Here is a 22,338-nt window from a genome sequence, read left to right as displayed (position 1 = left end):
GAAAGAATACTGTAATAAAATATACTGGATTAAAATAGATAGGCAGTGAAAATTTTAGGGTTCTAGAAAAGCGAAAATTTTCATGGCATTGCGCCCCTAGACGGCGTTAAAGCTACATCAGCTCTGGAAAAACTTTTATCCCAAGCGATTGTCTTCTGCATCACATGCCCTCTCCCCTCAATTCTCTAACCGCAGCAGAACTCTTAAGACGTTATGCCATGGGTGAACGCCAGTTTCGGGGTGTGAATCTAGCCCATGCAGATCTGGAAGCAGCCAATCTTAGTTACGCTGACCTCACCAATGCTGATCTGACGCTGACGAATCTGAATTACGCTAACCTTCAGGGAATTAATTTAACCCAGGCAAATCTGAATGGTGCTGACTTGATTGGTGCCAATCTGGCACAGGCACGACTGGTGAAGGCGCAACTGTTGGGGGCAAACCTCAGTCGGTCGATCCTCAATGGTGCTGATCTGAGTGAAGCCCTGATGGGAAGTGCCTTGTTAATTAGTGCGTCTTGCTGCCACACGTCGTTTAGGTCAGCGGTGCTTGGAGGGGCGGTTTTGATCCGAGCCAATTTAACTCAGGCTGACCTCAGCGGTGCGAACCTCAGCGAAACTGATTTAAGTGCTGCCAATCTGATGGGGGCAATTTTGAATCAAACGAATCTCAGTGGCGCAGTACTGATGGATACTCAGTTGGATCTGGATTCGCTCAGTGAATAGTGATTATACCTCGCGCTCAATAGGCGATATCGCTACGTAAGCTAATCGGCACCCTTTTTCAAACTGATCACCTTGCTGCAAGGAGCTCGCCTGTTTCTATGATGTTTGGATGCACAACAGCTTAGAGTAAAGGTAGTAATATGCGACAACGGAGATTAAATTTATCACAGACTCAAAGGAATTTCTGGGATAATATACATCAAGCTTTTATCCTCATTTTTATTCGTCGGCGGCTGAAGATTTATCCAATCATTGAAGCTAATTTGTAATTTACTAATTGTTTTAGTTTGGATTTGATAAGCATTAAACCTTTGACTAGTTTCAATCATTGATTCCATTTTCAAAAAAGTTACTGGAAGGCTCTGGATAGTTTCTTCTCTCCCTTCTTGTTTGATTCCAAAAATATCTCTTTTGACGTTTTTCTGCTCAATTACGCAAGCAGGTAGCGAATCTATCCACTCATTGACTTGTGAAGTCCACGACATATCACGCTGTGGAACCATATTTGTTCTCAACAACTCGAAAACAGAATTTTCTGTTAGAAGAGAATTATTATTTTCACTTTGAACAGAATTTTTCCATTGATAAATTCTTGTTAAGCGAGATAAGTCAGTTCTTCCTTTTAGCTTTGGATGCAAATACATTAGAGGCTTAGAAGTTAATAATGAATCTACATATCTTTCGATTCTTATATTTATTTCATGCTTCCCCTCCTTGAAACGTTTGATTGCTGTATCAAACTCATTAAGCTCTAGATAACACCTTGCCTCTGCAACGTAGGCAAGACATAAGGCTAAAATATATTCACCAGCAATTCGACTTTTAATTGCCAATTCTTTATCTGCTAGATCAGCATATGTATACTCTGCTTCCAAAAATCTATTGATTGCACATAGGGCACTGCTTCTTCGATTGTGAAGATTTTTCATTGTAAAAGAATTGATTGCTAAGTCCAGAGCAGCTCGGAAATTCGCATAAAAGCTTAAATCAATTTTATTTTCGATTTTCTCTAAAGATTCTTGAACTTTTTCTAGCTGTTTTTCTAGATCTTTCAATCTTTTCAATATAACCGTGAAACCTACAGCTGAAATTCCAAGATTGAGCATACTAGTTGCTGCTGTAAAAGGTAATATGCCAGAGCTAATGCCATTCATAACACCCATTTCACTGAATTCCCTTAACCACATAACTACTTTCCCAGAAGTATCTTGAACAACACCTCCTGTTCTTACAAGGCTTCCGTTTGCTAACCCTGTAACAATTTGTCCGGGCATATCAAATGTCACTGTGAGAGGAACCATAAATCTTATTTCTCCGCTCTAGTTAAAACGAGATATAAAACACGTTAGTCTGCGGTATAGCATCTGCTTAAGTGGAAGTGAAATAGCTTTTTCGCATGATGCCAGACTTCAAATGATTGGCATCTAAAATGAAACACATGATCTATAGAAATGACTCAACTTCTTAGCTTAAAGCTAACGTTCAACACTTCTAGTACGGACTACCATCTTTGTGCGTTAACATCCACACACCATCTGTTGCCTGGGTTGCTTTGAGATCATCATTGGGATACTCGACTTCATCTCCTGCGGTGCGATCGCCCATCTCCAGGAAGGTTACGGTTGCCTGAGATCGATTCACTAGTTGATGCGCCATCCCTGTGCCGGCTTTGAATCCGTAGCAATCCCCTGAACTGAGCAAAAACTCCTGTTCTCCCAGCACCAAGGTTGGGGTGCCCTCCAGAATCAAGACGAATTCATCTTGCTTGGAGTGACTGTGGGCAAGGGCGGATACTGCACCCGGTGCAAGATGGGTCAGATTGACCCCAAACTGAGTCAGACCAAAGTATTCGCCAAGCTTTCGTTTCAACCGTCCTTTGACCTGTGAGGCATAGGGTTCGGGATAAATTGTTTTGCCCATCGTTGCAGGAACGGATTGGGCTGAAATCGGTGATTGGTTCATCCTAGCCTCCTAGTTGCTGAATCGTGATTGCTGCTATTCCCGGACGTCTAAGGCGATTAACCACACGATGAACAGAATGCCTCCTGACAATGTGCCCCGACCATCGACCCGGATCGGCTTTGTTGCAGTCTACTTCGGGGATCTCCTCTAAGATGGGTGGATCTTCAGAATTGAGGCGTTTTGCCTGGACAGTCCGCGATCGCAGGATATGATAGTAGTCATTGATATTTGTTAAAAATTGTCAATGATTGTTTCCGAAGCTGGCTTATCCCGAATGAAAGCATCGATTACTGAGAAGCTCTTCTTCGGTCATGAGCCGTCGGCCGAACTGATTGCCATTCTTCTGGTTTACTTTGTCCAGGGAATTTTAGGCTTAGCGCGATTGGCGGTGAGTTTCTTTCTCAAAGATGAACTATCCCTGGGGCCAGCAGAGGTATCGGCACTGCTAGGGATTGTTGCCATTCCCTGGATGATCAAACCCGCCTTTGGGTTTCTCTCCGATGGATTACCGATCTGGGGATATCGCCGCCGTCCCTATCTGGTTTTATCCGGTATCTTTGGAGCCCTTTCCTGGATTTGTTTGGCGACCGTCGTGCATTCTGCCTGGGCTGCCACCCTGGCGATCGCCCTGAGTTCCCTCTCCATTGCCGTCAGTGATGTGATTGTGGACTCTCTGGTGGTCGAGCGGGCACGCCAGGAATCCTTAAGTGCTGCTGGCTCCCTCCAATCCCTCTGTTGGGGAGCCTCTGCCCTCGGAGGCTTGATCACCGCCTACTTTAGTGGTTCGTTGTTGCAACACTTCAGCACCCACACGGTGTTTGCCATGACCGCCAGTTTTCCGCTGTTGGTTTCCCTGGGAGCCTGGCTGATTACAGAAACACGGGTGACGGAGCCGCCCAACTGGGTGGTGGTGGGTCAACAACTCCGGCAGTTACGTCAAGCCTTGTCTCAGAAAGAGATCTGGATGCCCACGGCCTTTCTCTTCCTCTGGCAAGCTACCCCGACCGCTGAATCTGCATTTTTCTTTTTCAACACCAATGAACTGGGGTTTGAGCCGGAATTTTTAGGACGGGTGCGGCTGGTCACCAGTGTGGCTGCCCTCCTGGGAATTTGGGTGTTTCAACGCTTTCTCAAGACCGTCCCCTTTCGGGTGATCTTTGGCTGGAGTACCGTCCTGTCGGCATGCTTAGGGATGACGATGTTGATTCTCGTCACCCATGTCAATCGAACCCTTGGCATTGATGATCACTGGTTTAGCTTGGGAGATAGCCTGGTACTCACTGTCATGGGGCAGATTGCCTATATGCCCGTGCTCGTGTTAGCAGCCCGCCTCTGTCCCCCTGGGGTAGAAGCAACTTTGTTTGCCCTTTTGATGTCGATTACCAACCTGGCTGCCCTTCTCTCCTACGAGATGGGAGCGGTTTTGACCCACTGGCTGGGCATCAATGAAACAAATTTTCAAGCCCTCTGGTTGCTGGTGGTGATTACCAACCTCAGCACCCTCCTGCCCTTGCCTCTGCTGGGTTGGCTCCCAACCAGTGATTCCCAAAGCCTCCATGAAGATCGAGTTCTGCATCCCCTCCCCTGTCCAGAAGCCGATGTTTCTGCTTCTAAACACTTAGGTCAGCCTTTTCTCCCCGATCTAGTGACGGAGTTAATCTGCCAACCTGGTTTACCAGAGCCGATTAAGGAACCCGTGGATTAGCGGTTACCCGTCAGTTTTCTTTTTCGGCGATGATTTTAGAGACAACCTGCTTCCTATGCAAACGTTATCGGCAAATTCAGCCCCAGCTTACACCCTGAAGGATTGGCAGGGTGGCTATCGCTCTCAACCCCAGGAGTTTGACTATTGGATTGAAGACATCGAAGGAGCAATTCCCCCTGAACTATCCGGGACCCTGTTCCGCAATGGGCCAGGGCTGCTTGATGTCAAGGGTGAGGCAATTCGCCACCCCTTTGATGGCGATGGCATGATCTGTGCGATCGCCTTTGCTGGGGGACGGGCGTATTTTCGTAATCGCTTTGTTCGCACCGCTGGTTACGTAGCTGAGCAAGCAGCTGGCAAAATTCTCTATCGGGGTGTCTTTGGGACGCAGAAACCGGGGGGCTGGCTCGCCAACGTTTTGGATCTGAAACTCAAAAATATTGCCAATACCCATGTGATCTATTGGGGCGGTAAACTGCTGGCATTGTGGGAAGCCGCCCATCCCCATCGACTGCATCCCCAAACCTTAGAAACCCTAGGGCTGGATAACCTGGACGGCCTACTGGCCTCAGGGGCTTCCTTCGCGGCCCATCCCCGGATTGATCCCGGTGGCAGCCATGGCGACACCCGTCTGGTTAACTTTGCAGTCAAAGCAGGCCCGACTTCAGAAATCACGGTTTATGAGTTTGATCTGGCTGGGCAGGTGGTGACGCAGCAGACCCAATCTATTCCTGGGTTTGCCTTTCTCCACGACTTTGCCCTCACCCCCAACTACTATCTATTTTTCCAGAATCCGGTGGCGTTTAACCCCTTGCCTTACCTGCTAGGGCTACGGGGAGCAGCGGAGTGTATCAAGTTCCAAGCCCAGCAACCGACGCGCATTCTCGTGATTCCCCGCCGGGGCGGGGGAGCGGTGCAAAGATTGGCAACCGATCCCTGCTTTGTGTTTCACCATGCCAATGCCTTTGAACAGGGCGAAAATCTGGTGGTGGATTCTGTGTGTTATCAATCTTTCCCCCAGGTGCAACCCAATCAGACTTACCTGGATGTGAAGTTTGCGGAACTTCCCCCCAGCCAGCTGTGGCGGTTTGATTTAAACTTGGCGACCCAGTCCGTGCAGCGGCAATGCCTGGATCAGCGCAGTTGTGAGTTTCCTACCTTGCCGCCGACCCAAGTGGGGCAACCCTACCGCTATTTATATATCGCAGCGGCTCATGATCCTCAGGGGAATGCCCCTCTCCAAGCGATTTTGAAACTAGATTTGGCATCGGGAGACCGCCAGATTTGGAGTGCTGCTCCCCGTGGTTTTGTCGGTGAACCGGTATTTGTGCCTCGCCCTCCTGGAATATCCAATGGCAAGGAAGATGATGGCTGGCTCCTAACCCTGATCTATGATGCGGCCCACCATCGCTCCGATCTGGTGATTTTGGATGCTCAGGATTTAACCCAGGGGGCGATCGCGCGTCTGCATCTCAAACACCATGTGCCCTACGGTCTCCATGGCAGCTTCACCCCTGAATGGTTAGGGCCAGAACCCTAGCGCCATCGGAGTTCAGTTCCGAAAATTCCAGGAAAGGCTTATTCTCGATCCTCTAGTTCAGCCATAGGCGGAGGGTCGACTGTGGGCTGCCTGAGTGCGTGATTCCCCCAAGGTAGGGGGAGACTCGTCTGCTTATCTGCATTGGCCGCGATCGCTAAAAAGGCGCCGCCTAAGATGTAAATCGGGAGGGGCAGGGAAAATTGCTTTAGCCATTGAAGGATTTCAGCGACTGCAAACAAGAGAAAAAAGCAGGTGATCCAGAGGCGCATGGTTAATCTCGCACCGATTTGCCCCTACCCTAACTTGGCTGACGCTGAGCCTACAACTATTCCGTACCTTCCAGAGGATAGCTCCAGGGTTTTCAAGGGGGAACTTTCTGGTAGGATGCCTTCAGGAGGATACTAAACCATGACCACCCACTTCATCACCGCAGAGATTGATCTGCAAAGATCTCCCCTAGAAATTCATCGGGCGGTAGAAGCCACCCTGCAAACCCACGGTGAACCATTGCGCTGGGCGATTACCAAAGTGGATACTGACCAGCAAACGGCTCACGTTGAAGCCGTGGTCATGGTTTCTGCCGCAGTTGAAGATTAAGCACGGTTGCACCAGCGTCCGTTTACGGTGGTTTTGATCATTCCCACTGGGGTAGGGGCTGCCATCGGTGGTTATGCCGGAGATGCACTGCCAGTCGCTCGGGCGATCGCCCAAGTTGCGGATTGTCTGATTACCCATCCCAATGTCCTCAATGGGGCTCAACTCTATTGGCCGCTGCCCAATGCCCTCTATGTTGAAGGCTATGGTCTAGATCAGTTTGCAGCCGGACACTGGAAGTTGCGTCCAGTCCGCAACAATCGGGTTGGTATTGTCCTTGATCAAGGCATGGAAGCGGAGCTGCGGCTCCGACACCTCCAGGCCGCCGAAGCGACTCGGGCAACCCTGGGGTTAAATCTTACGGATTATGTGGTCACCGATGCCCCCTTGGGGGTGGAATTACAAACCGCTGCCTCGGGGGCTACTTGGGGAACCATCCAGAATCCCGGCAGCTTACTGCGAGCCGTCGATCAATTAATCCACCAAGCGCAGGCAGAGGCGATCGCGGTGGTGGCGCGTTTCCCCGATGACAGTGGGAGCGAGGCACTACAAAGCTACCGCCAGGGACATGGGGTGGATCCCCTGGCGGGAGCAGAAGCCGTCATCAGCCATCTGGTTGTCCGTAACTTTCAGATCCCCTGCGCTCACGCCCCTGCCTTACCTCCCCTGCCCTTAGATCCACAGATTTCCCCGCGATCTGCCGCAGAAGAAATCGGCTACACCGTTTTTACCCTGCGTTTTGGTGGGGTTGAGTCGGGCACCTCAATTTATACTCTCTGGTAACTCCCAGTCGGGGGATATTGAGGTTAATCAGGTGGATGCGGTGATCGTACCCGCAACTGCCTGTGGTGGCAGTGGCCTCCTCCAGTTTGCCCAGACCCCAGCACAGATTATTGCGGTGCAAGCAAATCACACGCGACTCCAGGTCAGTTCAGAGTCCTTGGGTATCGAGGCCGTTTCAGTCCCCTCCTATTTAGAAGCCATCGGCTGGTTGGTGGCTCAGCGTGCAGGGCTGAATCCCTCAGCTCTGAGCACAAATCTTGGGACTTTGCGCCCTCTGAATTAATCAATCTTCCAGACGTGTCGATTGAGCACCAAGGCTAAAGTATTGTCCCATCTTGATTACTGGGCTGCCTTCACCATGGTTGCTAATCCCTGATCCCCCGGCATCGATGCCAGGTCAATGGCATGGATCAACAGAATCCAACGGCGATTGCTAGAATTTGGACGGTACCTTGTGGACATGCACCCTCCGATATTGGTGCCTGCCGATAGGGTCACTGTCCTTTCCCTGAGACCCTTCATGACTGCGGACTATCCAGATATTGATCTCGCACCCTTGATTGATCATGCCTTGCTAAGTCCGATGGCAACCCCCGAGCAAATTGAAAAGGGGTGCGATGAAGCGGTTCGCTTTGGGTTCGCGGCGGTTTGTGTTTACCCGGTTTATGTGCGGCAGGTGGCAATGCTGTTACAGGGCAAGGTGCCAAAGGTCTGCACTGTGATTGGGTTTCCCAGTGGGGCTTCCACCGCTGCTGTCAAACTTTACGAAGCCCAGGAAGCGGTGGATCTAGGGGCAACAGAGTTAGATGTAATGATCAATCTTGGCTGGCTGAAGACCGGTCAGGTGAATGAATTGCACCAGGAAATTGCTGAAATTTGTGACTCAACGGGGCAACTGGTGAAGGCAATTTTAGAAATGTCCCGGTTAAATGAGGCGGAAATTCGTCTGGCCGCTGAAGTCTGTATGGATGCCGGAGTCGCTTTTCTCAAGACCAGTACAGGGTGGGCTGGAGGGGCAACGGTCCCAGAGGTACGCCTGCTGAAGGAAATTACCAAAAATCGCCTGGGGATTAAAGCCTCTGGTGGGATTCGCACCGCTGAACAAGCCATTGAGCTGGTTTTAGCGGGTGCATCCCGGTTGGGAACCTCCCATGGTGTTGAGATTGTCCGCCAGCGCGATAACCTAGATAAAGATCTTGGGATCGCAGGCTTGCAACCTTGAGGGTGAGCGTTTCCAGGCTCAGGCTCCCTAGTTGGTGTTATGAGTCCTACCTACAAAGCAATTGGCATTAATCTCAAAAGTATGCCCCTGGGGGAGTCTGACCGATTGGTAACGGTTCTGACTCGGGAATTTGGCTTAGTACGCGCCGTTGCCCCCGGAGCCCGGAAACATCGCTCGAAGCTGGGGGGACGCACCTCTCTGTTTGTGGTCAATGACCTCTTGATCTCGAAGGGACGCACCCTGGACAGGATATCCCAGGCAGAGACTCTGGCATCCTATCCCGGCTTGAGCCAGGATCTAGGGAAGCTAACAGCCGGACAATACTTGGCAGAGTTGGCGCTGTTCCAAGCCCTAAGCGATCAGCCTCAGGAGGAGTTGTTCTATCTATTGAATGAGCATTTGCGCCGGCTAGAGCAGTGTGCTACCGCTGTCGTCCTCGCCCAATTGACCCACGGCGTCTTTCAGTTGCTCCGACTGGCAGGGATTGCCCCTCAGGTGCAGGCTTGCTGCCTGACCCAAGCACCCCTGACACCCAATTTTACGGAGCCTGAGTGGTGTATTGGCTTCAGTGCGGTCATTGGTGGAACGGTTAGCCTGACAGCCTTGGCACGATGGGCGCAGGAAGCAAAGGTGACCATTTCCCAGCAGCGGCCTACCCCGGTGCAGACCCGCCTTAATGCCCTAGAGTTATCCTTATTGCAACAACTGCCCCAGATTGAGTTACCCCCAGGGTTAGGGGAACAGGAGGTTGATCCCTCACAGCTTCAGGCTAGCTGGGGTGCTGTGGAAAACCTCTTACGTCAGTATGCTCAATATCACTTCGACCGCCCGATCCGATCCGCTGCTATCGTTGACAGTTGTCTGACGCTAGCGCTGTCTTCTACCCTCTAGTTGTTCGAAACCATGATGCGATCGCCTGATGTAAAACTGGACGCTCTGTTGACCACCCTCGCTGGGATCGGGGGATACCCCCCGGGACAGGAAGGATCTGCCTCAGGGGCGACGGGCGGGCGACGGGGGGGCGGATCAGTCAGTCTTTGCGTCAGAGCGATGGCCCGCCGATGATAGCGGACTGTTCCCCGTTGACCAGCTGCCCAACCTGCAGGTGGTCGCGACTCCTCCCCCCCAACCCCAGGTGCCAACCGCTGCCCCCGACCCTGCTCCCCTGCCCCCTGATGAACCGGAACCTGGGTTTATTCCAGTGCTGAAAAATCGCAACTTTTTAGCCCTCTGGAGTGGTCAGGTATTTTCCCAACTGGCGGATAAGGTGTACTTGGTGTTGATGATTGCCTTGATTGCCAGTCGGTTTCAGCTGGAGGATCAGCCCATTAGTGGATGGGTTTCAGCGGTGATGATTGCCTTCACCATCCCCGCTGTTTTGTTTGGCTCTGTGGCCGGAGCCCTGGTGGATCGCTGGCCCAAAAAAAGCGGTGTTAGTTGTAACCAATCTGCTCCGGGGATTCCTGGTGCTGTCATCGCCCTTCCTCCTATGGCTGTCTCAGGATTGGGGAACCATCGCTGGGGTTCCCGTGGGTTTTTGCTTCATCCTCTTGATTACCTTTTTAGTCTCTACGCTGACCCAAGTTTTTTGCGCCGGCAGAACAGGCGGTCATCCCCCTTGTGGTCGAGCGGCGGCATTTGTTGTCCGCCAACTCCCTCTACACCACGACCATGATGGGCTCACTGATCGTGGGCTTTGCGGTGGGGGAACCCTTGCTGGCGATCGCCGATACCGTGTTTGCCCAAGTGGGCGCAGCAGCGGATATCGGTAAAGAACTGGTGGTGGGGGGGTGCTATGCGATCGCGGGGTTATTGCTGCTGTTGCTGCAAACGGGAGAAAACCTCAATAGCCTGGAACGGGAAACCCCCCATGTTTGGCAAGATATTCAGGAAGGACTCCGCTATCTGGGTCAACAGCGGCAGGTAAGGGCAGCTCTGATGCAGCTGGTGATTTTATTTTCCATTGTGGCGGCTCTCTCGGTCATGGCGGTACGTCTGGCTCAGGTGATCCCGGAAATTAAAGCCTCCCAATTTGGCTTTCTGTTAGCAGCAGGGGGGGTGGGGATGGTGATTGGGGCAACAATTTTAGGCCATTTTGGGGCACGGTTAGGATCTCGAAACCGCCTGGGCTTTTACGGTTCCCTGGGCATGGCGATCGCCCTCGTGGGCCTGGCCCTCTTCTCCCAACGACTATGGCCGACGGTGCTGCTGTTGACCGCCATTGGCACCTTTGCCGCCATGATTGGTGTCCCCTTGCAAACCACCATTCAGGAAGAAACCCCAGAGGAGATGAGGGGCAAGGTCTTTGGGCTGCAAAACAACGCCGTCAACATTGCCCTGAGTTTGCCTTTGGCATTGGTGGGGGTGGCGGAAACCCTGCTGGGATTGCAAACAGTTTTTTTAGGGTTAGCAGCCCTGGCGATCGCAGGAGGGAGTCTGACCTGGTATATTTCCGTTACGGGTGTGAACCCATCTGAATCCTAGGGGTTGCCCCATCCCTGCTCATTTGAGACTGCACCAGAATGCACATTGCCTGGCTTGGAAAAAAATCTCCGTTTTGTGGCAACGTTACCTATGGTCGAGAGGTAACCAATGCCTTGTTGGATCGGGGATACCAGGTTAGCTTTCTCCACTTTGCCCAGGAAGAAACCTCCCCCGATGGTTGGCCCTCCTGCCCTGAAGTACCCCTGCCCTTTCTCTATAAGTCTCAAATTTATACCATTCCTTCCCCCCGATCGAGCAAGGTCTTGAGTCAGTCACTCCGCGAACTCAAGCCCGATCTAGTTCATGCTTCCCTCACCCTCTCACCCCTGGATTTTCTGCTCCCTGAGATCTGTGAAGAGCTAGGCCTACCCTTGGTGGCCACCTTCCACCCTGCCTTTGACCGCAAGCCCCGCAATTTTACATCGGGAACCCAACACCTGATGTATCAGCTCTACGCCCCGTTTTTGGCTCACTACAACCGGGTGATTATCTTCTCTCAAATTCAACGGGATTTGCTGGTGCGATTGGGGGTGCCTGGGGATCGGGTGGTGATTATTCCCAACGGAGTGGATGTCCAGAAGTATGCTCCAGGGGGATCTTCCCTGAAGCAGGAACTTAATGCCGGACAGCTGTTTGTCTACCAGGGACGCATTGCCCCTGAAAAAAACTGTGGAAACCCTGTTACGCGCCTGGAAACAGGCTAAGTTGGGGCTAGACTGCAAACTGGTGATTGTAGGGGATGGCCCCATGCGCTCCTCCCTGGAACCCTTCTATGGTGAAGATCTGGGGATTCTCTGGTTGGGGTTTGAGCCGGATGAACGGCGGCGGATTGAGATTCTGCGAGGCTGTGATGTGTTTATTTTGCCCTCCCTGGTGGAGGGGTTGTCCCTATCGTTGCTGGAGGCCATGGCCTGTGGGCTGGCCTGTTTAGCCACCGATGTGGGGGCGGATGGCGAGGTTCTCCAGGATGAGGCGGGGATCATTCTTAAAACCCAGGGAGTCTCCAGTCAGATTCGCACCCTCCTACCCCTGTTGCGTGACCATCCTACCTGGATTCGTGCCCTGGGGCAAAAGGCTCGTCAACGGGTGGTGGAATCCTATGCCCTCAGTGCCAATATTTCCCGCCTTGAGGATCTCTATGGGGATGTCCTGAGTCAACCACGGGTGTTCGCAGGCAGTTCAACCTGAAGTCGGTCACCTTTCCCTTAATGATGTTTTGTTGCGGTCAGGACTCCATAACGGATCAACCCTCTGCGGTAGCCTGACTGCATCAGTCCCAGGGCAAAAGCACCCTGAATCGTTGTCCATCCTGCTTGGAGCAATCCCCAAATCGCTGCTGGTTTCCAGGCGGAATCAATCACCTGATCCCAAAAGGGAGCCACGGCAGTTGACCAATCAGCGGTGCGGAGGTTTTGCAGTTCCAGCCTTTGGGCGATCGCGGTGTATTCGGGGAGGGACAAAACACCGGGTAAACAATAGACGCGGTAAATGGCTGCTAGCAGTTGCTGCTCATCGACGGTTAAGGGTTGGATATGGGTGGGACGATGGCACCAGGTGGCCAGAATCAGCGTCCCTCCTGGACGCAGTACCCGATAACATTCCTGCAAGAACTGCGCCTTGTCAGGCATGTGTTCTCCACTTTCTAAAGACCAGACGAGATCGAAGCGGTTGTCAGTAAAGGGCATGGCTAGGGCATTGGCGACTTGGAACTCCGCTTGAGTGGTCAGACCTGCTTGGGCAGCCCGTTCCCTGGCTCGCTGAACTTGGACGGGACTGAGGGTAATCCCTGTCACAGCGGCTTGAAACCGCTGCGCCAGATTCAGAGAGCTGCCGCCAATCCCACAGCCCACATCTAGAATTTCCCCTGCCTCTCCGACCCTTGCCCAATTCAACAGGGCCTCAATCAGATCAATCTGTGCCTGGTAGCGATCCGGGGCTTGCTGACCATCACTGCCGTAGTAGCCATGGTGCATATGCTCTCCCCAGATCTGCTCCCACAGCCCCGAAGCACCGTCATAGAACTGTTGAATTTGCTGGAATAAAATCTCTGTCATGACGGTGAGTTGGCGTTGACCCCTAAATAGAGTTCTCGAACTTTGGCATCTTGTAATAAATCACTCCCTTTGCCTTCGTAGCGATCTCGCCCCGTATCCAGCACATAGCCTCGGTCAGCCATTGCCAGGGCTTTACGGGCATTTTGTTCCACCAAAACAATGGCGGTACCCCCCCCGGTGAATCTGCTGAATTTGCTCAAAGACACTGGTCACCAACAGGGGGGTAAAGGGCGGCGGAGGGTTCATCCAGCATTAACAAGCTGGGCTGTACCATTAAGGCGCGCCCCATCGCGAGCATTTGTCGCTCCCCACCGGATAGGGTGCCGGCTCGCTGCCGCCGCCGATTGGCGAGGACGGGGAACGTGGCAAAAATTCCGTCTTTGATCGGCTGCAAGGGAGAGGAGCAGAGATAGGCTCCCATCTCTAAGTTTTCATCCACGGTGAGGGAAGGGAAAACATTGGCAATCTGCGGCACGTAGCACATGCCCCGCTGCACAATCTCGTTTGATTTCAATCCGGCGATCGCCTGCCCCTGGAACCGGATCTGACCTCGGTGGGGGGTCAGAAGTCCAAACACCGTCTTCACCAGGGTAGACTTACCGGCACCGTTGGGGCCAATAATTGCAATCAATTCCCCTGGATAGACCTTGAGATTTACCCCCTGGAGGATATCCAGTCCCTTGACATACCCGGCATAGACATCCACGACCTCTAAGATAGCGGTGGAAGGCACAGGTTGGTTCATAACTTGTGACTAGGGTGTTTTTTGTAGATCAGGACGCTCCTCAGGCACAATTGCCCCCTCAACCGGGCAGACCTGGAGACAAATACCGCAGTCAATACAGGTGGCAAAATCAATCCAGTACCAGTCTGTACCCTGACGATTTTTACCCGGCCCCTCGTGGATGCAGGCAACGGGGCAGGCTTCAACGCAATCTGCAACCCCTTCACAGGTATCCGTAACAATGGTGTGTGACATTACTCTCTTTCAGAACCAGCTTTGAAGTTGAACCACTTGGCTGATTTTACTCCCTCCACAGCCCCGGCGGCAGGTCTGGGATCGTTGGTTTTAGCAGGCAGCGGTCGCCAGTCCTAAGGAGGTTAATTCCGGGGCAGCTCCGAGGTCACTATCGGGCAGCGGGGCAGCGACGGCACCCTGGCGTAACACCTGCACTTCCCCCGCCGCATCGACATCCACCACCACGGCATCTCCCGACTTCACCCGACCCGAGAGAATTTCCTCCGTCAGACAGTCCTCCAACAGGCGGGTAATGGCTCGACGCAGGGGACGGGCTCCTAGCTCAGGATGATAGCCTGCTTCGACTAAGCGCTCCTTAAAGCGATCGGTGACTTCCAAGGTAATGCCTTGCGCTGCTAAACGGCTAAAGAATTCCCGCAGCAGCAGCTCAGAAATTTGTTTGACTTCAGGCTGGGTCAGTTGCCGGAAGACAATAATTTCATCCAGGCGGTTGAGAAATTCGGGGCGGAAGTACTGCTTAAGTTCCTCATTCACGAGGCCAACAATTCGGTTGTAATTGGCATCGGTGGGATGCTCCGAAAACTCGAAACCCAGTCCACCGCCACCTTTTTGAATGACCTTCGAGCCAACATTTGAGGTCATGACGATGACCGTGTTTTTGAAGTCGATGGTGCGACCTTTGGCATCGGTTAAGCGGCCATCTTCAAGAATCTGGAGCAGCAGATTGCACACATCGGGGTGAGCTTTTTCGATTTCGTCAAATAACACCACGGAATAGGGTTGACGCCGCACGGCGGCGGTGAGTTGCCCACCTTCGCTGTAGCCGATGTAGCCAGGAGGAGAACCCACCAGCTTGGAAACGGTGTGACGCTCCATATATTCAGACATGTCTAAGCGAATCATGGCGGCTTCAGAGCCAAAGAAGCAGGCAGCCAGGGATTTCACCAGTTCGGTCTTTCCCACCCCCGTCGGCCCCGCAAAGATAAAGCTGGCGATCGGTCGCTTGGGATCTTTGAGCCCCATCCGGGCACGGCGAATGGCACGGGCGATCGCGGCAACGGCTTCGACCTGACCAATCAGCCGCTGGTGGAGAATCTCTTCGATGTGCAAGAATTTTTCCGATTCCGATTCGGTGAGTTTGCTGACGGGAATCCCCGTCCAGGCGGCAACAATTTGGGCAATATCAGCGACATCAACAATGGTCGTGAGACTGGGATCATTACCCTGCTCGGTATTCTCTGGAGCCGAGGCTTGAATCTCTCGCTGGATCTCCAGTTCGCGATCGCGCAATTTGCCCGCTTGGGCAAACTCTTGCAATCGCACCGCATCCTGTTTACTGTCTAGAATTCGATTGAGCTCGGTTTGCAGTTCCTTCGCCGCTGACACCTGTTTTGAGTGCTGGATATGGACACGCGAACCTGCTTCATCCACCAAATCAATCGCTTTATCTGGTAGGAATCGGTCTGAAATATAGCGATCCGATAGCTTGGCAGCCGCTTCTAGGGCTAGATCGGAGATCGTGAGTTTGTGGTGCTGTTCGTAGCGACTGCGTAAACCGTGCAAAATCTGAATCGTTTCTTCCACACTGGGTTCACCCACCATCACGGGCTGAAAACGGCGCTCCAGAGCCGCATCCCGCTCAATGTACTGACGGTATTCATCTAGGGTAGTAGCCCCAATACATTGCAGTTCCCCCCGCGCTAGGGCAGGCTTGAGGATATTCGCGGCATCGATCGCCCCTTCGGCGGCTCCTGCGCCCACCAACGTATGCACCTCATCAATGACTAAAATCACATCGCCATTGCTGCGAATTTCAGTCATAATCCGCTTCAGGCGTTCCTCGAACTCCCCCCGATACTTGGTGCCGGCAATTAAGGAGCTGATATTTAAGGTCAGCACCCGTTTCCCGACCAAGGTTTCAGGGACATCATGGTTGACGATGCGCTGAGCCAATCCCTCGGCTAGTGCTGTTTTACCCACACCGGGTTCCCCCAGTAAAATTGGGTTGTTTTTGGTGCGACGACCCAGAATTTGGATCACCCGTTCAACTTCTCTTTGCCGCCCCACCACGGGGTCAAGCTTTCCCAGGGTGGCCAGTTGGGTGAGATCAATGCCACACTCATCGAGAACCGGGGTCTTTTTGCGCTGGGGGTTTTGACTCGCAAGGATGGGTTTGGGGGCGATCGCTTGCATCACTTGCGTCCGGATCTGGTTGCGATCGACCCCTAAATGTTCCAGGACTCTGGCTGCCAAACCTTCTCCGTCCTGAATTAAGCCGAGTAATATGTGTTCGGTGTCAACGTTGTTCTGCCCCAGCTGTCGCGCTTCATTTAGCGAGAGTTCCAGCACCCGCCGACTCCGGGGAGTGAAGGGAATCTCTGCACTGACATAACTAGAGCTACGACCAATCACCGCTTCAATCTCCCGCCGCACATCCGCCAAGGTAATGCCTAAAGATTTTAAGACCTTGGATGCCATGCCGGGTTCAGCAGCAATCAGCCCTAACAGCAGTTGCTCGGTTCCTACAAAGTTATGACCGAGACGCCGAGCTTCTTCTTGAGCCAACATAATGACTTTAATGGCGCTGGTTGTAAACAGTTCAAACATCATCAATATCCATTTCTAAAAAGAGTAGGGTCACTGGTCGGAGTTCGTTGGATATATTGGCTAAAGCGAGGCTTGACTTAACAAGGGTCTGAATCTTTAGTTGGCGATGGTTTGGGTTTCTTAGATCTAAAACCAGGGTTTAAAGCGTTGGTAATAATGGCCCCGCCAAGGTAGGTATGACTCAGATCGAGATCCTGGAGCTTGACATTGGTAAGGTTGGCCTTTGTCAAGTTTGTTTCGGTGAGGTTGGCTCCTAGCAAAATTGCATTTGAGAGATTAGTCTGGCTTAAATTGGTTCTCGTCAGATTGGCCTTTGTTAAGTTCACACCACTCAGATTTGCACCCTTCAGATTCATATTTCTGAGGTTGGCTGCCATGAGATTCAGGTTGCTAAAATCTCTTTGACCTGCCATGTAGCGGCTCAGAAGTTCTTTGATTTTCATTGGGATGTTAAGGGGGTAAAGAACGTCGTCAGGGAGGTGACTTAACTTTAGATCAAGGTCATGAACCGATTGATCAGCTCCAAAGCTCAATGGCGAGATCGTCTCTTCCGTTGTTTATGCTTGGCAAGTTCTTTACGTTTCCGTTTTTCGATGGGGGTTTCAAAGTGGCGATGCTTCCGCATATCAGGGAAAATTTCTGCCTTAGAAACCTTGCGCTTAAATCGACGCAGTACAGACTCAATTCCTTCATTCTCGCCCGGAGTGATTTGGGCCATCTGACCTCTTCAGTAATGAAAAACGCTCGATAAAAAAGGGCAGACTCTTTGTCTGCCCTCAAGACGTTAGAGCTAAAACCTTCAGCTCCAAAGCTCAATAGCGTCGAGAAGAGCCACCTTTATTCCCCCAGCTACCCCCTCCAGAAGACCCTCGGTCTTCCCGGGGCTTCGCCTTATTCACCTTGAGGTCACGGCCCATCCACTCGGCACCGTCCAGTTTTTCGATCGCCGCTGCTTCTTCTGCCTCTGTAGCCATCTCAACAAAGGCAAACCCGCGCAAGCGACCAGTTTCGCGATCCGTTGGTAACTGAACCCGCTTGACTGTACCGTATTCTGAAAAGGTCTGGGTGAGATCATCCTGGGTGACCTCGTAGGATAAATTGCCAACATAGATCGACATGGAAGTATCTCCGGAATCAGTAAATGTAGAGAGATAGATTCGGAGAAACGCTGATACAACGAATTACACAGCCGAAAATAATCCTTACCCCTAACCCTAGCACATGATTGACTAACATAGAGTGGGCCAATACGCAAGCAGGAGAGACGCGGGCTGGGATCGAGCCATTGATCATGCCGTCAGGACATAAATCGCCGCTCTTGGGTCAGTCGCATCAGCACTCTGGCGAGGGCGATGCAGCTAATCACAGCCACGATTAGGAGGGGCAGACTGGGCAGATTCACCACTGCCTCGGCAATCCCAGATGGCGTGTTCACAATCCAGATCCAGGCAAAGAGCAGGGTGTGGAGCCCTAGGAGGGGATAGGTGATCAGTCCGGGGAGTTCTGAAATCAAGAGGGCGAGTCCGGTGAAAGCTAGCATGATACTGGCATAGGAACTGTGGGTAATCACCGTCGAACCGCCAGAAAACATTACCAATGCCCACATCAGCAAACTGATCACGCTTACCCCTATTGCTGCCAGGGCAATACGGCGATCCTTTGTGACGATCTTGCCCCCCCCCGAGCCACAGCCCTAGCAACCCCAACCAGCCGAGATTCAGCAATCCCAAGGCAGGGATAATGTGTTCCCGTTCCCGCAAGCGCCAGTTGGTAATCAGGGTTGGGTGTTCAAACAGTTGGGCTGACTCAAGCAGGGGTACTGCACCCACAATCGTCTTTAGATTTTCCCACTTATTTTGCCCCAGCTGGAGGGGATTGAGTCCGTGATAGGCATCATAAATGGCGCTCCATGAAGAGCGAGGATCAATTTCTTGAACTCCAGCAATGTGCATTTTCACAAGGCGATCTCCGGGGGGATCAAAGAATTTCTGGTAGGCAGCCCAGGGAGCCAGCAACATCCCGCACAAAACCACACCGATGATGGTGCTACGCCAATCCGGTACTCGGCGCAGCAGGATCAGTACCAGGATCATTGCCGGCAGGGTAAAGACAGCACTGCCGTGGGAGAGTAATCCCAGGCCCGCCGCGATCGCTGCTAGGGCGGTGCGTCCCGTTGAAGGTATTTGGGGATCCTCCTGTTCCTGTAAGAGCAAGGTAAAGGCAAAGAGGGTAAAGGCACCGGCCAAGAGCTTGGGCCAGACGTACACACTGTTGTAGAGATAGAAGCCAGAGAAGATGGCCGTTGCCAGTACCAGGGTGAGGCGATAGCCAGCCTTCGTCCCCGTAAACGCTGTGCGGCAGTAAGCCCAGAGGGCAGCAATCCAGGAACATTGGGCGATCGTGCCCAGCAGTTGATAGCCGACTCCGAGACTCAAGATGCCTAGAACCGGTCGCTCTAGCAGCACGATGCCCGATTGCAAGGGAGGGCGATCGCTGCTTTGCCAATCCCCCAGAAATTGTCGGGGATCTTTCCCGGCATAGAGCTTTTCTGCCAGTAATAAGGGCAGGGTGTTGTCAGAGGGGCGAGCCGCAAAAAAACGAGTTTGGGCCAGACTGTTAGCCGACAGGGCTGGATCAAACACATAGAGGAGGGAGAGATAAAACAATCCTACTAAAAACATCAACAGGGTGGGGAACAGCACATCAGGGGATTGGATAAATCGCTGGAGGCTGCGTTGTCGCCAAACTGCCACCCCACTGTAGAGTCCCAACAACAACATCAAGACGCTGCCAATAATCCCCACAATATGATTGAGAAAATACAGCCAGAATAAGCCATAGCCCCAGACCGCGCTGACCAGGATCGCCAGCATGAGGGTCAAGGCTGGATGCAGATTTTCAAACTGAATCATCAGCAGCACTACAAATAGACTGGGGGCCAGGAACAAGACAAAGTAGAGCAGATAGAGGGGCAAGATGACCAGCGAACCCAACTGTGTCCCCAGCAAACTTAACCACCCCGTCTCTTGGGGGGAACTCACCCCTAACCAGCCTCCTGGAGTGGTGGTCTGATCCCTGGCAACGAGGCGGATGGGATGTCCTTGCCAGCTCAGGGGCACCCAGAGGAGAACTTGCCGCCAACTTTCTCCCGGATTGGTAGCTGATAGTTTGTATTGCGCCTGGGTTTCGACATTTTCTAGCAGTAGCTGATTGCCCTCGGCGTTGGGATAGCCTGCCACCCAAACTGTCAGCACCATCGGTGCGGTAAAGGGTACAGAGGTCAAGCTCCCAGTGTTTTGATCGGCTCCCGCCCAAGAGCTCCACAACAGTAGACCGGGATGGTGACGTTGCAAGGAGGCCACAACATTCCCTTCAATTGGCGTTTCACCCGTCTCGGAGAAGGTGCCTGTGACCTCATAGTCAGAGACTTGCGAAACTAAGTTGTTACCTACCAAGGATTCTGGTTGTTCTCGCTGCCACCCTACCAGCAACAATACAATCACTGCCATGAGGGCAAGGATGACTAGGAATAGTCGTTGCGATCGCCGTTTCGGTCTTCGTTCTAGGATCAAGGGCTTCATAGCAGGGGAAAGAGAAGACAAAATGCTCTTTCGGATCATACCTGCTACCATCCTTGGAACCCAGGAACCTGCTCCAGTCGGTGTTGTTTCTGACGTTGAAGGGATGGTTATTCTTCAACCTGACGGGACATGGCCAGACGATGGAGCGGCAAGCTCAAAATACAAGCAACGGTTAAAAAGTAAGTAATAATTGCGGTGATTTTCAAACTGAGGCGCAGGATATCCCAATCTGATAAACAGAGGGGTTGTAAAAGCGTGGCACTACAATACACACTCCAATAGGCAAAACTCATCAGCAACAGGATCCACTCCGTTGCTTCTAAGGGTTCCGGAGTATGGGTCAGTTTTGGCAGAAATAAGAGCAAGATCCCGGCGATCGCAGCGGCAAAGGAACCGAAGATTAAATAATGATGCCAAATGCTTATTGTTAACATTTTATAAGTCTCAGTTGATCCCAGCATTCTATGTGGAGAATAGTCTATCGGATGCCACCTCAGAGACCGAATAATTATTACAAACTGCAATCTTTAGATTACATTCCGTAACCCAAATTGAGGTGAATGAGGAAGAGTCTGAATGAAGCTGGTTTTGGCTGAAGAAACCACTCACTGGAGAGAGAAAAATGGTTGTCAAGGCGGAACATGAAATTTTAGATATCCAGCAGACGAATTGTTGCATTGTCGGGGGTGGACCTGCGGGAGTGATGCTAGCGCTGTTGTTGGCACGGCAGGAAATTCCCGTGACACTGTTGGAGCAGCATCGGGACTTTGACCGGGATTTTCGGGGGGATACCATCCACCCCTCCACCCTGGAGATCCTGGATCAACTGGGACTGGCGGATCAGCTGTTGCAGCATCCCCATGGCAAAATTCAGCACCTGACTGTCCGCACCGCAACCCAGGTTACCCAGCTCGCTGATTTTGGGTTGTTGAAGACGAAGTTTCCCTACATTGCCGTCCTCCCCCAGGTGAAATTACTTGAGTTCATGATTGCTGAGGCCCAACGGTATCCCAATTTTCAATTAATTTTGGGGGCCCATGTGCAGGAACTAGTTGAAGAAAATGGCACGGTCATCGGCATTCGCTATCGTGGTCAAGGAGGTTGGCACGAAATTCAAGCGCCCCTCACCATTGGGGCGGATGGTCGTTTCTCCCAACTACGGCAGTTAGCTGGGTTTGAGCCGGTAAAAAGTTCCCCCCCCATGGATGTCCTGTGGTTTCGCCTCCCCCGTTTGGCCGATGATCCCGCCGATCTGGATTCTGGGTTCCGCACCGGGCAGGGAAACCTATTGGTGATTATTGATCGGCAGGATCACTGGCAGTTGGGCTATGTAATCGAGAAAGGCAGCTATCAACAACTGCGATCGCAAGGGTTGCCCGTTTTACGCCAAGAGGTCGCGGCACTGGTGCCTGAATTGGGCGATCGCCTCGCGAACCTGACTGAATGGTCAGAGATTGCCTTTTTAGCGGTGGAATCCAGTTATTTGCGTCAGTGGTATCGTCCAGGGTTGTTACTCATTGGCGATGCCGCCCATGTGATGTCACCCGTTGCCGGGGTGGGCATTAACTATGCGATTCAGGATGCAGTGGTAGCCGCTAACTCCTTGAGTGCCGCACTCAAAGCAGGGCAGGTTTCCATTGCTGCCCTAGCGGGGGTTCAGGACCAGCGAGCCTTACCAGTGCGAGTTATCCAAGCTGTTCAAGCGACGATTCAAAAACAACTGGTTTCCAATGCCTTGACAGCCAAGAGCGAATTTCATCCCCCTTGGATTCTGCGCTTTCCCCCCTTCCAATACTTGCTGGTGCGTCTGGTCGGCTTCGGAATTTGGCGGGTACGTTTATCTGCCGCCGTTGCTGCCCCAAACTCTAAGGAAGCTTGATACCGCTGTATTTTGCAGTTTTTTGGGGTTGTCAGCTTGTTTCTTTGGGATCCCTTTAGCTACCCCCCTCCTGACCCCTTCAAAAGGGGGGACGTGGATCAGAAGTTCGATGCCCTCCCCTTACCAAGGTCGTCTATTTTGCTTGCAGATGCTTAATCTGTAAGGCTTACAGTATTTAACTTATCCCGAACTCACGGTGAAGCCTCTCGCAGCCTCCCCGTAC

19 protein-coding genes and 4 pseudogenes are annotated in these 22,338 nt (G+C 52.3%); 10 read left to right on the top strand and 13 right to left on the bottom strand.

Going from position 1 to position 22,338, the window contains the following annotated elements:
• Positions 1 to 164 precede the first annotated feature (164 nt).
• Positions 165 to 725, top strand: coding sequence for a pentapeptide repeat-containing protein (locus DO97_RS10415; protein ID WP_036533136.1), 561 nt, complete (start codon positions 165 to 167; stop codon positions 723 to 725).
• Between the two features lie 164 nt (positions 726 to 889).
• On the opposite strand, the gene DO97_RS10410 is transcribed toward DO97_RS10415, so the two are convergent.
• Together DO97_RS10410 and DO97_RS10405 are read right to left on the bottom strand one after the other, a co-directional pair.
• Entirely contained in the window at positions 890 to 2,026 is a 1,137-nt protein-coding gene (locus DO97_RS10410) for a tetratricopeptide repeat protein (RefSeq protein ID WP_036533135.1), read from the bottom strand.
• Between the two features lie 190 nt (positions 2,027 to 2,216).
• Entirely contained in the window at positions 2,217 to 2,687 is a 471-nt protein-coding gene (locus DO97_RS10405; RefSeq protein WP_036533132.1) for a cupin domain-containing protein, read from the bottom strand.
• Positions 2,688 to 2,931: 244 nt separating this feature from the next.
• On the opposite strand from DO97_RS10405, the gene DO97_RS10400 reads away from it, so the two are divergent.
• On the top strand, positions 2,932 to 4,392 hold the full coding sequence (locus DO97_RS10400; protein WP_036533130.1) for a folate/biopterin family MFS transporter: 1,461 nt from the start codon (positions 2,932 to 2,934) through the stop codon (positions 4,390 to 4,392).
• Positions 4,393 to 4,447: 55 nt separating this feature from the next.
• Entirely contained in the window at positions 4,448 to 5,932 is a 1,485-nt protein-coding gene (locus DO97_RS10395) for a carotenoid oxygenase family protein (RefSeq protein ID WP_036533129.1), read from the top strand.
• Positions 5,933 to 5,970: 38 nt separating this feature from the next.
• Here DO97_RS10395 and DO97_RS31075 read toward each other — a convergent pair whose 3' ends face one another.
• Positions 5,971 to 6,201, bottom strand: a complete 231-nt coding sequence (locus DO97_RS31075) for a hypothetical protein (RefSeq protein ID WP_036533128.1) — start codon at positions 6,199 to 6,201, stop codon at positions 5,971 to 5,973.
• A gap of 139 nt (positions 6,202 to 6,340) precedes the next feature.
• Between DO97_RS31075 and DO97_RS10385 the strand changes: the two genes are divergently transcribed.
• The gene (locus tag DO97_RS10385; RefSeq protein WP_036533126.1) at positions 6,341 to 6,529 is read left to right on the top strand and encodes a hypothetical protein; all 189 of its coding nucleotides are present in this window, start codon (positions 6,341 to 6,343) and stop codon (positions 6,527 to 6,529) included.
• A gap of 6 nt (positions 6,530 to 6,535) precedes the next feature.
• Positions 6,536 to 7,592, top strand: a pseudogene (locus tag DO97_RS10380) (DUF3326 domain-containing protein).
• A gap of 56 nt (positions 7,593 to 7,648) precedes the next feature.
• On the opposite strand, the gene DO97_RS27610 reads toward DO97_RS10380, so the two are convergent.
• The gene (locus DO97_RS27610; RefSeq protein ID WP_275574994.1) at positions 7,649 to 7,771 is read right to left on the bottom strand and encodes a hypothetical protein; all 123 of its coding nucleotides are present in this window, start codon (positions 7,769 to 7,771) and stop codon (positions 7,649 to 7,651) included.
• A gap of 58 nt (positions 7,772 to 7,829) precedes the next feature.
• Between DO97_RS27610 and deoC the strand changes: the two genes are divergently transcribed.
• The 4 genes and pseudogenes from deoC (at position 7,830) to DO97_RS31065 (ending at position 12,203) form a co-directional block, all read left to right on the top strand.
• Complete coding sequence (gene deoC, locus DO97_RS10375) at positions 7,830 to 8,531, top strand: deoxyribose-phosphate aldolase (RefSeq protein ID WP_036533125.1); 702 nt, start codon at positions 7,830 to 7,832, stop codon at positions 8,529 to 8,531.
• A gap of 39 nt (positions 8,532 to 8,570) precedes the next feature.
• Positions 8,571 to 9,422, top strand: coding sequence for a DNA repair protein RecO (recO, locus tag DO97_RS10370; RefSeq protein ID WP_036533123.1), 852 nt, complete (start codon positions 8,571 to 8,573; stop codon positions 9,420 to 9,422).
• Between the two features lie 244 nt (positions 9,423 to 9,666).
• Positions 9,667 to 11,015 (top strand): annotated as a pseudogene (locus tag DO97_RS31070) (MFS transporter).
• A 38-nt stretch (positions 11,016 to 11,053) separates the two neighbouring features.
• Positions 11,054 to 12,203: pseudogene (locus DO97_RS31065) on the top strand (glycosyltransferase family 4 protein).
• A gap of 17 nt (positions 12,204 to 12,220) precedes the next feature.
• On the opposite strand, the gene DO97_RS10355 reads toward DO97_RS31065, so the two are convergent.
• The 9 genes and pseudogenes from DO97_RS10355 to DO97_RS10315 form a co-directional block, all read right to left on the bottom strand.
• Positions 12,221 to 13,069, bottom strand: coding sequence for a methyltransferase domain-containing protein (locus DO97_RS10355; protein WP_036533122.1), 849 nt, complete (start codon positions 13,067 to 13,069; stop codon positions 12,221 to 12,223).
• Positions 13,066 to 13,814 (bottom strand): annotated as a pseudogene (locus DO97_RS10350) (ABC transporter ATP-binding protein). The gene DO97_RS10355 and the pseudogene DO97_RS10350 overlap by 4 nt, the downstream one beginning before the upstream one ends.
• A 9-nt stretch (positions 13,815 to 13,823) precedes the next feature.
• Positions 13,824 to 14,048 carry an indolepyruvate ferredoxin oxidoreductase subunit alpha gene (locus tag DO97_RS10345; RefSeq protein ID WP_036533120.1) on the bottom strand — a complete coding sequence of 75 codons (225 nt, stop codon included), beginning with the start codon at positions 14,046 to 14,048 and terminating at the stop codon, positions 13,824 to 13,826.
• Positions 14,049 to 14,138: 90 nt separating this feature from the next.
• On the bottom strand, positions 14,139 to 16,655 hold the full coding sequence (locus DO97_RS10340; RefSeq protein ID WP_052128610.1) for an ATP-dependent Clp protease ATP-binding subunit: 2,517 nt from the start codon (positions 16,653 to 16,655) through the stop codon (positions 14,139 to 14,141).
• Between the two features lie 77 nt (positions 16,656 to 16,732).
• Positions 16,733 to 17,032: a pentapeptide repeat-containing protein gene (locus DO97_RS10335; protein WP_239651633.1), complete on the bottom strand. Its 300-nt coding sequence runs from the start codon at positions 17,030 to 17,032 to the stop codon at positions 16,733 to 16,735.
• Positions 17,033 to 17,184: 152 nt separating this feature from the next.
• The gene (gene rpsU / locus DO97_RS10330; RefSeq protein ID WP_036533118.1) at positions 17,185 to 17,373 is read right to left on the bottom strand and encodes a 30S ribosomal protein S21; all 189 of its coding nucleotides are present in this window, start codon (positions 17,371 to 17,373) and stop codon (positions 17,185 to 17,187) included.
• Between the two features lie 94 nt (positions 17,374 to 17,467).
• On the bottom strand, positions 17,468 to 17,773 hold the full coding sequence (locus tag DO97_RS10325; RefSeq protein ID WP_036533116.1) for an RNA recognition motif domain-containing protein: 306 nt from the start codon (positions 17,771 to 17,773) through the stop codon (positions 17,468 to 17,470).
• A gap of 240 nt (positions 17,774 to 18,013) precedes the next feature.
• Positions 18,014 to 20,236 carry a hypothetical protein gene (locus DO97_RS10320; protein ID WP_036533114.1) on the bottom strand — a complete coding sequence of 741 codons (2,223 nt, stop codon included), beginning with the start codon at positions 20,234 to 20,236 and terminating at the stop codon, positions 18,014 to 18,016.
• A 107-nt stretch (positions 20,237 to 20,343) separates the two neighbouring features.
• A complete protein-coding gene (locus DO97_RS10315; protein WP_036533113.1) occupies positions 20,344 to 20,670 on the bottom strand; it encodes a hypothetical protein in 327 nt (108 codons plus the stop codon).
• 188 nt (positions 20,671 to 20,858) lie between these two features.
• Between DO97_RS10315 and DO97_RS10310 the strand changes: the two genes are divergently transcribed.
• A complete protein-coding gene (locus tag DO97_RS10310; protein WP_052128609.1) occupies positions 20,859 to 22,115 on the top strand; it encodes an FAD-dependent oxidoreductase in 1,257 nt (418 codons plus the stop codon).
• Positions 22,116 to 22,338 lie beyond the last annotated feature (223 nt).

Source organism: Neosynechococcus sphagnicola sy1, from assembly GCF_000775285.1.
GTDB classification, from domain to species: domain Bacteria; phylum Cyanobacteriota; class Cyanobacteriia; order Neosynechococcales; family Neosynechococcaceae; genus Neosynechococcus; species Neosynechococcus sphagnicola.
This window is presented reverse-complemented; position numbering and strand designations above follow the sequence as displayed.